This is a genomic window from Arthrobacter sp. S41 (assembly GCF_004320535.1).
In the GTDB taxonomy this organism is placed as follows: domain Bacteria; phylum Actinomycetota; class Actinomycetes; order Actinomycetales; family Micrococcaceae; genus Glutamicibacter.
On record NZ_SIHY01000002.1, the window covers coordinates 142,774 to 156,534 of the forward strand.

General features: G+C 54.4%; 14 protein-coding genes. 2 read left to right on the forward strand and 12 right to left on the reverse strand.

The annotated features are described in order from the left end of the window. The first annotated feature begins 168 nt into the window (after window positions 1-168). Both EYR88_RS11975 and EYR88_RS11980 read left to right on the forward strand, forming a co-directional pair. Window positions 169-1,236 (forward strand): hypothetical protein, encoded by a 1,068-nt coding sequence (locus EYR88_RS11975; protein ID WP_131089995.1) that lies wholly within the window; start codon window positions 169-171, stop codon window positions 1,234-1,236. A 455-nt stretch (window positions 1,237-1,691) separates the two neighbouring features. Further along, entirely contained in the window at window positions 1,692-2,138 is a 447-nt protein-coding gene (locus tag EYR88_RS11980) for a hypothetical protein (RefSeq protein ID WP_131089996.1), read from the forward strand. A 21-nt stretch (window positions 2,139-2,159) separates the two neighbouring features. Here the strand turns inward: EYR88_RS11980 and EYR88_RS11985 are convergent, their stop codons facing one another. The 12 genes from EYR88_RS11985 to dxr all read right to left on the reverse strand — a co-directional run bounded on the left by EYR88_RS11985 (window position 2,160) and on the right by dxr (window position 13,742). After that, entirely contained in the window at window positions 2,160-2,969 is an 810-nt protein-coding gene (locus EYR88_RS11985) for a TSUP family transporter (RefSeq protein ID WP_131089997.1), read from the reverse strand. Between the two features lie 37 nt (window positions 2,970-3,006). Further along, window positions 3,007-4,794: a proline--tRNA ligase gene (locus tag EYR88_RS11990; protein WP_131089998.1), complete on the reverse strand. Its 1,788-nt coding sequence runs from the start codon at window positions 4,792-4,794 to the stop codon at window positions 3,007-3,009. Between the two features lie 356 nt (window positions 4,795-5,150). Further along, window positions 5,151-5,894: a hypothetical protein gene (locus EYR88_RS11995; RefSeq protein ID WP_131089999.1), complete on the reverse strand. Its 744-nt coding sequence runs from the start codon at window positions 5,892-5,894 to the stop codon at window positions 5,151-5,153. A gap of 78 nt (window positions 5,895-5,972) precedes the next feature. After that, window positions 5,973-6,719 carry a hypothetical protein gene (locus EYR88_RS12000; protein WP_131090000.1) on the reverse strand — a complete coding sequence of 249 codons (747 nt, stop codon included), beginning with the start codon at window positions 6,717-6,719 and terminating at the stop codon, window positions 5,973-5,975. A gap of 51 nt (window positions 6,720-6,770) precedes the next feature. After that, on the reverse strand, window positions 6,771-7,469 hold the full coding sequence (locus tag EYR88_RS12005) for a hypothetical protein (protein ID WP_131090001.1): 699 nt from the start codon (window positions 7,467-7,469) through the stop codon (window positions 6,771-6,773). A gap of 22 nt (window positions 7,470-7,491) precedes the next feature. Further along, complete coding sequence (locus EYR88_RS12010) at window positions 7,492-8,220, reverse strand: DUF4081 domain-containing GNAT family N-acetyltransferase (RefSeq protein ID WP_242632569.1); 729 nt, start codon at window positions 8,218-8,220, stop codon at window positions 7,492-7,494. Window positions 8,221-8,341: 121 nt separating this feature from the next. Then, window positions 8,342-9,508, reverse strand: a complete 1,167-nt coding sequence (gene ispG, locus EYR88_RS12015) for a flavodoxin-dependent (E)-4-hydroxy-3-methylbut-2-enyl-diphosphate synthase (protein ID WP_131090002.1) — start codon at window positions 9,506-9,508, stop codon at window positions 8,342-8,344. Between the two features lie 142 nt (window positions 9,509-9,650). Then, a complete protein-coding gene (locus EYR88_RS12020; protein WP_131090003.1) occupies window positions 9,651-10,205 on the reverse strand; it encodes an NAD(P)H-dependent oxidoreductase in 555 nt (184 codons plus the stop codon). A 122-nt stretch (window positions 10,206-10,327) separates the two neighbouring features. Further along, the gene (gene arfB, locus EYR88_RS12025) at window positions 10,328-10,750 is read right to left on the reverse strand and encodes an alternative ribosome rescue aminoacyl-tRNA hydrolase ArfB (RefSeq protein ID WP_131090004.1); all 423 of its coding nucleotides are present in this window, start codon (window positions 10,748-10,750) and stop codon (window positions 10,328-10,330) included. A 108-nt stretch (window positions 10,751-10,858) separates the two neighbouring features. After that, the gene (locus EYR88_RS12030) at window positions 10,859-11,158 is read right to left on the reverse strand and encodes a YciI family protein (RefSeq protein ID WP_131090005.1); all 300 of its coding nucleotides are present in this window, start codon (window positions 11,156-11,158) and stop codon (window positions 10,859-10,861) included. Window positions 11,159-11,181: 23 nt separating this feature from the next. Next, window positions 11,182-12,531 (reverse strand): site-2 protease family protein, encoded by a 1,350-nt coding sequence (locus EYR88_RS12035; protein WP_131090006.1) that lies wholly within the window; start codon window positions 12,529-12,531, stop codon window positions 11,182-11,184. Further along, entirely contained in the window at window positions 12,528-13,742 is a 1,215-nt protein-coding gene (dxr, locus tag EYR88_RS12040) for a 1-deoxy-D-xylulose-5-phosphate reductoisomerase (RefSeq protein WP_131090007.1), read from the reverse strand. Before dxr ends, EYR88_RS12035 begins: the two co-directional genes overlap by 4 nt. Between the last annotated feature and the right edge of the window lie 19 nt (window positions 13,743-13,761).

The window sequence follows — 13,761 nt, forward strand, 5'->3', positions numbered from 1 at the left end:
CCTCCCACGCTATTCGATGTTGTCCGTTAAGCGTATATTGCGTTTCGCTTGTTGAGAACTATCAACCGCGCTCAGGTGAAAGAACTCACGAAGTTTTTCTTCTCGTGGTGGTGCGCAACACGAGAATTGACCTAAATTCGAGCTCGAACGTGAAATGATCGAATCGCTATGACTGAAAAATTCCCTCACGCCGATGCTCGCAAGAAGAAAATCGCTTCTCGTGCGCCGAGCTGGATCGCACCAGTGTTAGGCGGTGTTGTTGCTGCAGCACTCACCTGGGGAATTGGTAGCACGATATTTCATGGGGCCTTAGTTGATCAGGGTCTACCAGAACAGGTCCAGTCCGCCTCGGACGATAAACGTGCCTTGTGGGTTCGAGGAGGCGAGCTCGCAGACCTCGCGGCCCGAGCCAACAAGCTCGCCGAGCTAACCGATGGTTCCAGCGCTGAAGCTTTGGCAAACCTAGGCGCTTCGCTGGCGCAGGGCGCTGCCTTACTCGGCGAATTGCAGTTCGAAGAGCAGACACCAACTGCATTACCGCAGTCCTACTCCCCCGAACTCGTACAAGAATTGGCTCAAGATGTGGCCAAGTCTTCAGCTTCGCTGCCTGCGCTGAAGAAGCCGTCGCTACAGAGCACAAAGCTTCTTTCTCAGATCGCGTTCCAGACCAACCTCGATGCCAACAAAGCGATGGACTCCTTGGGTGAAAAGAACCCACCGGAGCTTGCCAAGCCACTCGGTGCCGTCGCCGACCAGGATCAGAACCAGCCAGTGGCGTGCCTTCCCGATCCAAATTTGCTTAACGCTGACGCCGAGGTTAAAGACTCAAAGAACTTTGAGTCCGTCACCGTAGCTCGTGCATTGGACCGCGGTTATGCCTTGGACTATGCGTTGCAGCTACAGGCCGCCCGTGGTGTCTCCTCGCAATCAGCCGCGATTGAGAAGAAACGAACTGCACTGAGCAAGCAGTTAGCAAGCTTGCGTTCGGCGGTAGATGCAAAGTGTGAAGATTTGCGCCAGCCTGCTTACGCGTTGCCCAAAGATGGCCTGAAGGATCTGGGGAACGTCGTTTCAGATGCGACCGAGGATTTTGATCAAGCGTTAGTTCTTGCCGCTGGCAGCTCGGATGAAGGCACTGGCCAACGCATCGCCGCTGTTGCTTTTGAAGTGCTGGACAACGAAGCTAAAGCCAATCCTGAGCACCGCATCCTAGTGTCCGGCGCCAGCGTCAATTAGAGCTGAATCCATCCTAGATTTTCGTGGAGTTCACCTCGAAGATAGCTATTACAAAATAATCACAACGTTGATATTTGCTCACCCGTGGCATGATTCCGTGACGATAATTTACGCAGATATGCGGAGAGCTATCAGCACATTATTGTTGGTCACCTTGGCCAGCTCTCTGGATCCTTAGTGCAAACTCCCAAGACAACCGGTCTTTAGAGTCTTAGATCGTTTTCAGTTTCACCAGATATATCCGCCCTACTGCTATACGGAATCGTATTCGCGATTATCGAATTGTCCTTCGCAAGATCGTTCTCTCGCAATTCCTGAATAAAACGGCTATGGTGAAATCAAGGTTCAACGGTTCAAGTATTCACCGGCACAAGCTCCGGAGAATTCACGAAACCTGAGGGCCTTACATGGGAATCCAGACACTCGTTACAAAAACGTACACAGGAGGATGGATAATGCCAGGTCGATTTGTACGATCCAAGATTGCGGAACTTGTCAGCGAAATCATTAATTCGCGACAGGGCCGTGCTCAGCTCAGCGCTCACGGCTGGGTTCAAGGAATGCCGATTGTCATTGCGCAACCGGAAGAGAGCCTCAGCGACGTGATGTCACTGGTAGCGGCCCACCAACCTCCAGTACTGGTCGCCACCACTGACCCAACAAATGGTGATCTGTGGTTTATGTACGTCTCCATCGGTTGCACTGCTTTGCAGGTTGTTGAGCCCCTTCCTCAAAAGACCACCATCGAGCAGCTGTACCGCTCGGCAATCCCAACAAGTTTCTTAACTTTCCGCATTGCTCAAATGCCGGCCAGCTCGGTGGTCCATGCAATCGCCCCACAGCACGTTAAGCATGAGGGCGGCTACACAACGGTGGAAGCTTCCACTTCACACAGTCTCTAACCCTGCGCTTTAGGCGCATCACTAGCCGGCGAAGATCATGTCCGATCCAAGCTTCATGATGAGCGCACTGACGACAACAACAAATACGATGCGGATGAACCCGCTGCCTTTGGAAATCGCCATGCGCGCACCGAGGTATCCGCCGATCATGTTCATAACACCCATGGCCAGTCCCAGCCCAACAAGTACGTGTCCGGTGGGGACGAACAAAAGTAGCGCGCCAGCATTGGTGCACAGGTTGACGATTTTTGCTTTCGCCGAAGACTGCAGGAAGTTGTAACCGAGCACGGTGACCATGGAGATGATCAAGAACGAGCCCGTTCCGGGCCCAACCATGCCGTCATAACCGCCGATAATGAGGCCAATCGCCAGGGCGCGCAGGTAGTGCTTGCGTCCGGTGTAGCGCAGCCGTGAAAGTTCGCCGGCTTTCGGTTTGAAGATGGTAAAGAGTAACACCGCAATTAGAGCGGCGATGATAATCGGTTTGATCGCTTGTGCAGGCAGAATTGTTGCCAATCCCGCTCCACCGAATGCACCAACCAGCGCTGTAGCCGCCATAGGGAGTGCGGTCTTCAGATCCGGACTGGTGCGCCGATAGTACGTGACCGCACTGGTCGCGGTACCAAAAATTGACCCAAGCTTGTTAGTCGCGAGCGCCTGTACCGGAGTAATGCCCGGAAAAAGTAGTAGCGCGGGCAATTGAATCAGTCCGCCACCGCCAACCACCGCGTCGATCCATCCAGCACCCAAGGCAGCTAATAACAGCAATGCCAAGGGCCAGAGGGATACGGGTTCACCGTTGACGGACAGGAATTCCAATACTTCTTGCACCGCGCTACTCCCCTATTTAGTTTTTACGTACGGCCTTTTAGGCTGTCAGCTCAGCAACAACATCTTCGACCTTGACGTCGCGACGTTCACCAGTGGCGCGGTCCTTGACCTCAACCACTCCGTCAGCCAAACCGCGGCCAACCACAACGATGGTCGGCACACCGATGAGCTCTGCATCAGAGAACTTCACACCAGCAGATAGCTTTGGACGGTCATCCAAAATGACTTCCTGGCCGGCAGCTTCAAGCTCATTAGCCAGCTTCTCCGCAGCCTCAAGCATTTCGGCGCCCTTGCCAGTGACCACGATGTGAACCTGGGCTGGAGCAATCTGCTTAGGCCAAGCAAGACCGTTTTCATCATGGTAAGTTTCGGCCAGTGCGGCTACTGCGCGGGTTACACCGACGCCGTAGGAGCCCATGGTGACAACCGTGAGCTTGCCGTTCTGGTCAAGAACCTTCAGGTCCAATGCCTGTGCGTACTTACGTCCCAGCTGGAAGATGTGGCCCATCTCGATGCCACGCTCGGTCCTTAGTGGACCGGAGCCGTCCGGAGCAGGATCGCCTTCGAGTACGTTGACGCCTTCAATGGTGCCGTCAAAGGTGAAGTCGCGGCCTGCAACAAGACCGAAGACGTGCTTGCCCTGCTCGTTGGCGCCGGTGATCCAGGTAGTACCTGAAACCACGCGAGGATCAACCAAGTACGGGATGGCATTTTCGGTATCTTTGCCCAGCAACTGGTTATCCAGACCCAAGGCTGGGCCGAGGTAGCCAGTAACAATCTCAGGGTGGCTCTTCAAATCCTGCGCAGTAGCCTGCTCAACACCGACTTCGCCGTTGATACCCAGTGCGATACCAACGGTTGCTTCCAAACGCTTCTCGTCGACCTGACGGTCACCCGGAATGCCCAGAACAACTAGGTGGCGGTTTCCTTCAGGATCAATAACAGCCAGCACCACGTTTTTCAGGGTGTCTTTGGCTTCCCAAGCGCGATCTTCACGTGGACGCAGCTCGTTGGCTGCAGCTACCAGCGTGGCGATGGTTGGGGTATCGGGCGTTTCGATGACTTCGTATGCCGGTGCATTGGTGAAATCAATGTCCTCAGGCACCACGGTGGTGACGGCTTCAACGTTTGCAGCATAACCGCCAGCCGAGCGGACAAAAGTGTCCTCACCGATCGGTGTTGGGTGCAGGAATTCTTCGGATTTGGAGCCACCCATGGCGCCAGCCTGCGCGAAGACCGGAACAACTTCCAGACCCAAGCGCTCAAAGATCTTCAGGTACGCACCACGGTGAGCCATGTAGGCCTCGTCCAGACCGGCATCATCGATGTTGAAGGAGTACGAATCCTTCATGATGAATTCGCGTCCACGTAGCAGGCCCGCGCGTGGACGTGCTTCGTCGCGGTACTTGTTCTGGATTTGGTACAGGTAAACCGGCAGGTCCTTGTACGAGTTGTACAGGTCCTTGACCAGCAAGGTGAACATTTCCTCGTGGGTTGGGGCCAAAAGGTAGTCGGCATCCTTGCGGTCCTTGAGGCGGAACAGTCCATCCCCATATTCGGTCCAACGACCGGTCTGCTCGTATGGTTCGCGAGGCAGCAGTGCTGGGAAATGTACTTCCTGGCCACCGATGGCGTTCATTTCTTCGCGCACAATAGCTTCAACACGCGCAAGGACCCTCAAGCCCAGCGGCAGCCAGGTGTAGATACCCGGGGCTGCGCGGCGGATATAACCAGCGCGGACCAACAGCTTGTGGCTGGCGACTTCGGCGTCAACCGGATCTTCACGCAAGGTGCGCAAGAAGGTAGTGGAAAGCTTCAAGACCACTGAGGGGCGTCCTATTCCGTCCGTCGACGCCGAAAGGGTATTTCGGTGCCGACTAGCTATGCAAAATCAAAAGGGTTTTTGGCCGCAAAGTCGACCAGTTCTAATGCTACCGCTTCGCATCACTTCCCAATAAATTCAAGGGGAATCGGCTAGCTCGTGTTGCGGATTTTCCTTACCGTACATCTGCTGTCTATTCACCGGCGTCTTTGGTTACGCCCGAGCAAGACATGGGCAGAGCTTCCTGCCACTTGGAGATTCATTGCCGAGCATTGCTCAGCGCACCGGCACGACGAATTAGAAAAGCTCCCCTACAGTTCGATGTGAACTGTAGGAGAGCCTTCCGAATTTGCTACTGACTACTTAGCGGTTTCCTTGATTTCAGCAACGCCCTTGTTCAGCTCAGTGGTGAGCTTCTTCAGTACGTCTTCCGCAGATTCTGAACCGTCGCCACCGGAGTAGGCGACGACTACAGCATTACTTCCCACGAGCCCCTGTACCTGGTACGAACCGCCCGGGAACTCCTGGCCATTGACCGTCATGGTGGTTTGGGTGGCAATGGTGGTGTCAGCGTCAGAAGTCGCATCCAGGATCTTTGCCGATGCGGCGATCTCCTGGCCGGACATGGACATCGTGAACTTGTCACAGCCCTGCATATCCTTCTTTTCCGCCATTTGCTTTGCCTTGTCCAGCTTGGAAGTGTCCTCATATCCAATGACTGAATAGGTGGTGGACGCAGTGCCTTCACCGGTCACCATGGCGACTGCCATGTTAGTACCGTCGAGGTTCTCTGTTCCCTGCTGAGTGACCAGTTCGGCGCACTTCTCGGGCTTGATGTTCATCTGCTCGATGAGCTTCTTGGAGTCAGGCAGTGCTGCCTTGATGGTGTCACTGTCCATGACCTGAGCCTTGGAGTCATCACCCACCATGGACTTGACGACGGCGGTGGTCTGATCCGCGGTCAGTGCCTTGGCTTCGGGAGCCTGTGCTTCAGCGGCTTCAGTGGCACCGGAACTGCTTGCAGCGTTGTCGCTGGAGCCGCCACAACCGGTCAAAGCGAATGCTGCCGCGATCGGCAGCACCCAGAAAGCATGCTTCTTCATGATGTAATCCTCACGTCGGTGATGAAATTCCAACTACAGTATTACACAACACGTTCGAAATAAAAGTATTTACCAGAACTATTGCACCGATTTGATTTCATCAAAAGCTTGATCCGTTAACTTGACTGCTTCGGTGGCAAGTTCGGCCGGTTGCACGGATCCGGTCTGCAGCGTAATTAGAACAAAATTATTGCCATCTAGCGCTTGAACTGCGACTGAATTCAACGTTTGCCCACCACCTGCATCCATAACCGTGGACATGGTCAGCGCGTGTTCGGCATTCACGTCCATAGGCAAGATCTGACGTTTTGCTTTGAGTTCTTTGCCGCTCTGTTCGATAGTCACCGTGCTGCAGTCTTCTAGGTCGTCAAAGGCCAGTGCATTTAATACATTCGCCCTGGTGGCTTCATCGGTGATGGAAAATATCTGGACCACCTTGCCCACTTCTTCCGAACTGCTAGTCGAGGTCGCCGCCACCGAACTGGTTAGGTCTGTAACCGAATACTTGGCGTTGAGCTCTGCACATTTTTCAGGCTTAATTCCGGCTGGCATTTCTGCGTCTTTGGCAGCTTCAAGCTGGGGTTGCATCTGCTCGTTGCTTATAACCTGTACTGACTGGTCGGACTTTAACAATGTGGATGCGACGGTTTCTACTTGCTTTGCGTCCAGACTCTTACCGTCTCCTGCGCCCTGGCTCTGGCTCTTTGCAGATTCAGAAGGCTGACCCGGCGTCCCGTTTTCTTCACTCTGCACACCGCCAGAACAACCGGCCAAGGCCAAAGATGCGGTCAGTGCAACCATGGAAAATACGAAACGCTTGGTCATAAGTTGTCCTTAACGAGTGTTGAAATTGGGCCGCCTGGCGATCTGGATCGCCTATTTCAGCGTCTTGAGCAACTCGTTGATCGTCGATTGTGCCGCTTGAATTTGTTGTTTCGTTTGGCTTGGGGTTGTGGATTGCTGCAAGCCGATCAGCACATTTGAATTGCTGGAACTGACCACAAGCTGTTGCTGAGTAGATTTACCGTTACTGCTTGTGGACACGGAGGCCTCATCGTGATCCGCGTCCGAGTCCAACGCTTGTTCAGCTAGGTGGTAGGCCCGTCGTTCTCCATTGGCGGTCACCGAATAGCGCGAGCATTGCTCATTGGCAGCATTTTTGGTTTCCCAATGCTTTCTCAAAAGCTGCTCATCTTTGTAGATGGCAACCGTGAGGTGACGGCCTTCGAATTCAACCGCGGCCATAGTGGCATTCTTCAGCTGGTCGGCCACCGGCTGGGCGAAGGTGACTCCGCACTTACTTGGATTGACCTTGATTGATTCGAGCCATTCCTGCGCCTTTGGAATAGTTGAGCGCAACTGCTGGTCAGAGAGTACAACAGCGTTTTTATCCGAAGATGTGAAGTCCGCTAATTTACGTTGCAACTGGTCGCTATCAAGGCTAACTAGCTTTTGGGAACTTGGCTCAGGAGTTGGTTCAGGGATTGGCTCAGCCTGGCTACAACTACTCAGGGCAACGGCACCAATGCACAGCGCCATGGCCAGCAACAATCGAGAACCGTTAGAAGGAGCCACAAATTTTCCTATCTCAGATCAGTTAGAACAAGATGGTCGCGAACGTGTCGACCTGCTCAAAACCGATGCGCTGATAAGTCTTCATCGCGGGCACATTAAAGTCATTTACATAAAGGCTGGCAATGGGCGCAAATTGCAGCGCGTACTGGACGGTGGAGCTCATGTAAGCAGCTGCTAGGCCAAGTCCACGGTAGCGTGGATTGACCCAGACTCCCTGGATCTGGACCGCTTCATCAGTGACCGTTCCCAAATCAGCTTTGAAAATCACGTCACCATGTTCATCGCAGTCAATGACTGTGTGGCCGTCTCGAATGAGTTGGCGTACTCGGCTGCGGTAGAAGCTTCCGCCATTTTCTAGCGGCGAATACCCAAGCTCTTCTTCAAACATGGCAGCGCTGGCGGGAAGTACCAGATCAAATTCGTGAATCTTTGCGGCTCGCAAGGGATTCTGCTCAATGCCATCAGGAAGTTGCGAAATCGTCATCAACGGCTGATTTTCCCGCACATCAAAGATAGGCTGCGGTCCTTCGCGCAGCACTTCGTGCATCGGAAGAACCGACGTGGCGGGCCCGAAAACCGAGGCAAAGCGCTGTCGAGAATCCAAGGCGTGGACTGCAAACTTTTGCGCCTGATCTTCGCTCATGGCGGTGGGCGCCACGTTGGCACCCACCCAACATGCAGCTGCCAAACCATCGTCACCGTCGACCCCAACAATATGGGCAAAGCCATCGGGGACGGCTGAACGGTGCATACTCACCTGAGAACGGGTGAAAATATTGGCGACGGGGTCGCGGTCGAGTAGCTCGATGAGGGCCGTCGTATCACGACGGCCCAGAGTCCGCGGCACCCTTGTGTCGTCTCGTCGGCTTTCTTTAGCTGACGGAGACCACGGGAGAACCCGAGGTAGGATTCTCGTCATCGTTCAGTCCCATTTCATCAGCCATACGGTTAGCTTCTTCGATCAGAGTCTCAACAATCTGGTCCTCTGGAACGGTCTTGATGACTTCGCCCCTGACGAAGATCTGGCCCTTGCCGTTGCCCGATGCCACACCAAGGTCAGCGTCGCGCGCCTCGCCTGGTCCGTTGACAACACAGCCCATAACGGCCACACGCAATGGAGCCTTCATTCCTTCAAGTCCCGCGGTGACCTGTTCAGCCAAGGTGTAAACGTCCACCTGGGCACGTCCACACGAAGGGCAGGAAACAATATCAAGCTTGCGAGGACGCAGGTTCAGCGATTCCAGAATCTGGTTGCCAACCTTGACTTCCTCAACTGGAGGAGCCGAGAGCGATACACGGATGGTGTCGCCGATGCCCTTTGAAAGCAGTGCGCCGAATGCCGTAGCGGACTTGATGGTGCCCTGGAATGCGGGACCAGCTTCAGTCACGCCCAAGTGCAGTGGCCAGTCACCACGTTCGGCTAGAAGTTCATAAGCACGAACCATGATGACTGGGTCATTGTGCTTTACCGAAATCTTGAAGTCGTGGAATCCATGCTCTTCGAAAAGCGAAGCTTCCCAGACAGCGGATTCGACCAATGCTTCTGGAGTCGCCTTGCCGTACTTCTGCAACAGGCGGCGATCCAGCGAACCGGCGTTGACGCCGATACGGATTGAGGTGCCGTGATCCTTGGCGGCCTGAGCGATTTCCTTGACCTGGTCATCGAACTGGCGAATGTTTCCTGGGTTCACTCGAACCGCACCGCAGCCAGCTTCAATGGCAGCAAAGACGTACTTCGGCTGGAAATGAATATCTGCAATGACCGGGATCTGCGACTTCATCGCAATGATCTTCAACGCGTCAGCGTCTTTGTCCGTAGGACAGGCGACACGCACGATGTCACAACCGGCGGCAGTCAGCTCTGCAATTTGCTGCAAGGTCGCGTTGATGTCGTGAGTTTTTGTGGTGGTCATCGACTGGACCGAAATCGGCGAATCGGAACCTACACCAACCGAGCCGACCTGGAACTGGCGAGTCTGACGACGTGGTGTGAGAACCGGCGGTGGGCCTGCCGGCATGCCTAGGCTGACCGAAGTCAATGGACGCCTCCGAGTAAATTGTGGATAAATCTCTTAGTCCAAGTATGTCACCGTATCGAGGTGAGCGGGTACTCATGCGAGAAAGGCCACGGGGTCACCGTGGCCTTTCTCGCAGTAATAGGCTGATTTTGCTGACTAGGTCCTAGTTGGCTTCAGCAATTTCTTTGATGCTGTTGAGCACGGCTGCAACCTGCTCAACAACCTCAGTGTCATCCTTCGGGTGCAGCTCAGCGAAGCGAACAACCGAGTTTGGAATTGCCAGCTTGACGTCTTCCAGGACGTTGGCGCCAGCGATGTTCAGTGCCTTGCGAGCTTCATCCTGAGCCCACACGCCGCCATACTGGCCGAATGCGGTGCCAACAACAACGGTTGGCATGCCCGAAACTGCGCCTGCACCGAATGGGCGTGAAAGCCAGTCAATGGCGTTCTTCAGAACTGCTGGCATGGTGCCGTTGTACTCAGGGGTCACCAAGATCAACGCGTCAGCTTCGCCGGCTGCATCGCGCAGAACCTGTGCCGTTACTGGAACGGTACCTTCGACGTCAAGATCCTCATTGTAGAAAGGAATGTTTTCTAGGCCGCTGAATACCGAAACTTCGACGCCCTCTGGAGCGTGGTGAGCGGCAGCTTCTGCCAACTGAACGTTGGTCGAGCCGTTGCGGAGGGATCCAACGAGGGTGAGGACCTTTGTGGCCATGGGTGTGCTCCTAAAAGACGGAAATAGAAAAAGAAGCTGACGCTTCATCTATTTCCAACTATGAATGATGTCCATCCATTCCACGAAACAAGGTGACCGGGATCACTTCACCCTTAGACACATCAATCTCGCCCTGGCTTTTGCCGTAGTTGCTTAGTGACCGAGCGGTTGGATTTTGCATTCAGTCTGCGTCGCTGCGAACCGCGGGTTGGCTTGGTCGCCTTGCGGGTTGGAGCATCCGGCGCCAAGGCTTTCGAAACAAGCAGAGCAAGCTTGTCCATAGCAATCTGTCGATTACGCCATTGGGAACGTTCCTCGGAGGCACGAACTACCACGGCGCCAGAAACGAGCCGCGATGCCAATTTCTGCAGGAGCCGCTCACGTTGCCAGGGCGAAAGTACTCGCGAGGCGCCGATCACCCACGAAAGCTCAGCCCGAGAGTCGGAAGTATTAACGTGCTGGCCACCGGGACCCGAAGAACGGCTGAAATTCCACGAAAGCTCGGAGTCCGGTATGACTAGCGAATCGTTGACATGCAGATCCATCGTTGACTCCTCTCCCGGTCGGTCCCAGATGACTTCTCAATAGCTACTTAAATGCTGATGCCCTCGCCCTCCAGTTTCTGGAGCGCGAGGGCTTAGCCTACCAATAATTTAGGAAGCGAATTCCTGCAATAGCCCGATAACTGGATTCCACTCGGTGACGGTCGTCTTTGCAATCGCGCCGACCTTGGCAAAGGGGTCATTGGCAAGGAACTCATTCAAGCCCTCTTCGGACTCGGCAGCAAAGATCAACAACGCACCATCATTGACCGGAGTCGGACCCGAAACGAGAACTCGAACCGGTCCTTCAACAAGAAAATCGCACAGGTACTCACGGTGTGCCGGGCGGTGTTCGTTTCGTAGTTCATCGGAGTCTTGGGCGTACACGTATTCAACAGCATAAACAGTCATAACTACACCTTAATTCTTGTCGCCTAGAACAGTTGTATTGGCTTAAAAATATCTGCATATATTAAGAGGCCGCCCATAACCAGCATGGCTACTACGACAACGTAGGTCAGTGGCAGGAGCTTGACTGTGTCCACCGGCTTCACGTTTTTCAGTTTGAAGATCCGAGCAAAGAGCCGTTTGATGCCATCGTAAAGCGCGCCAACTACGTGACCACCGTCCAAGGGCAAGAGTGGAATGAGGTTGAATGCGAATAATGCAAGGTTCAGTCCCCCGACCAAGGACAGCAGGGTCGCGAACTTGTCCCCCACGGAAATGGAGTCTTCTGCACTGATTTCTCCGGCGATCCGACCGACGCCAACAATAGAGACCGGCCCATTCGGATCTCGCTCGCTACTACCAAAGGCAGCCTGAGCCACATCAACCATGCGCTGAGGCAAATGCAGGATTACGTCTCCGATGGTCAGAAGCTGATTACCAATCACTCCTGGCACCGAGCTCAATGGCTTTGTCATGTCCTTTTGTAAGGAACTCATTCCGACAAATCCAACCTTGGTCATGATGGTCTGGCCCTGATCATCTGTGAGCGCATAGCCGTTTTCATCGGTGGCAGGACGGTCAGTCAGATACGGCGTCATCGTGGTGGAGTGGCTACTGCCATCACGCTGGTAGTCCAACGTAATCGACTTTCCCGGGTTGTCTCTAATGACGTCGGTGAGCTCGTACCATTCGCCTTCTTTGACGGCATTGCCGTTGACGGCGGTAATGGTGTCACCAGGTCGGAGCCCCGCGGCATAGGCCGGCGCCTGCTCATCCTTATCGGTGCACTGCTTTTGATCCGCATCCTGCGCGGTGGAAATGCACTGGTAAACCTCGGAAACGGTGGTGCTGGGAGTTGCTTGGCCGAAGCTGGTGAGCACGATGGCAATGACCACAAAACCAATGATCAGGTTCATCAGTGGCCCACCAAGCATGATGATTACCCGCTTGTAGACCGGCAACTGGTAGAACAGGCGACCTTCGTCGCTGGGCAACACATTTTCATTCGCTTGTGAGCGAGCGTCGTCAACCATCTGGCCGAAAACCTTTTGGAACAGGTTCGGTTTTTTCTCCGGCTGCCCCTCAACTGTTTTGGCTCGTGGTGGGTACATGCCCACCATGGAAATATAGCCACCCAAAGGCAGGGCCTTGATCCCATACTGAGTCTCGCCACGTTTGAACGAGATCAGAGTTTTGCCGAAGCCAATCATGTACTGCGGTACACGCAGTTTGAAAAGTTTCGCAGGAACAAGGTGACCGATTTCGTGTAGCGCAATGGACAGGCCAACGGCCACGACCATAAAGAGGATGCCTCCTATGAACAGGATGACGCTCATGCTTTGGATCCCACGATCTTCGTTGCATGGGCACGGGCCCAACGGTCGGTTTCAAGAACGGTTTCAACGCTGAGCTCAGCGTTGATTGGCGTGTAGTTATCTAGGACGCACTCAATGGTCTCAACGATGTCGGTGAACTGAATTTGTCCTTCATGGAATGCATCAACGGCAACTTCGTTTGCTGCGTTGTAAACGGCCATGTGAGTTCCCGAGGCCGCGGCGGCTTGCTTAGCAAGTTTCACCGCGAAGAATACGTCTTCGTCCAGGGGCTCAAAGGTCCAGCTAGCCGCCTTGGAGAAATCGCATGGTGTGGCGGCCCCGGTAACGCGGTGTGGCCAGTTGATGCCCAGAGCAATAGGCAGGCGCATGTCTGGTGGCGAGGCTTGCGCAATCACCGATCCGTCAATGAACTCCACCATGGAGTGAATGATTGACTGGCGGTGTACCACTGGCTCGATTTTCTCCAGTGGAACATCAAAGAGCAGGTGAGCTTCGATGACTTCCAGCGCCTTATTGACCATGGTCGCCGAGTTAGTGGTCACCATGCGACCCATGTCCCAGGTGGGGTGAGCCAACGCCTGGGCCGGAGTCACGTCACGCAATTGGTCATAGGTGTAGCCAAAGAATGGTCCACCAGATGCGGTGACCAATAACTTTGCAACTTCGTCAGGAGTACCCGAACGCAAAGCTTGCGCCAGCGCCGAGTGCTCAGAATCAACTGGCGATATCTGGCCCGGGGCAGCAATTTGCTTGACTACTTGGCCACCGATAATCAGCGACTCTTTATTCGCCAGGGCCAGTAAGTGGCCAGCTTCCAAAGCCGCAATCGTTGGCGCTAAGCCGATAGCTCCAGTGATGCCGTTGAGCACCACGTCGGCTTCGTTGAACCCAGCAATGGTGGTCGCCGCACCTTCTCCGGCCACCAGTTCTGGTTCATAGCCGGTAACCGAAGCATCAGCAGCAGCCCGCTTGATCGCGGAGGCAAGATCATCGGTTGATTCCGACGCACAGCCGACAATTGCCGGGCGGAACTTCACCGCTTGCTGGGCTAGCAGATCCAAATTGTAGCCACCGGACAAGGCTGCCACAGAGAAGTTTTCTGGCGCCTTACTAATGACGTCTAGACCTTGAGTGCCGATGGAACCGGTAGAACCGATCAAGCTGACCCGGCGAGGATGCCCGGTTGGTACGAAAGTTTTTTGGGAGCTCACTCAACCATTATGGTTCGTT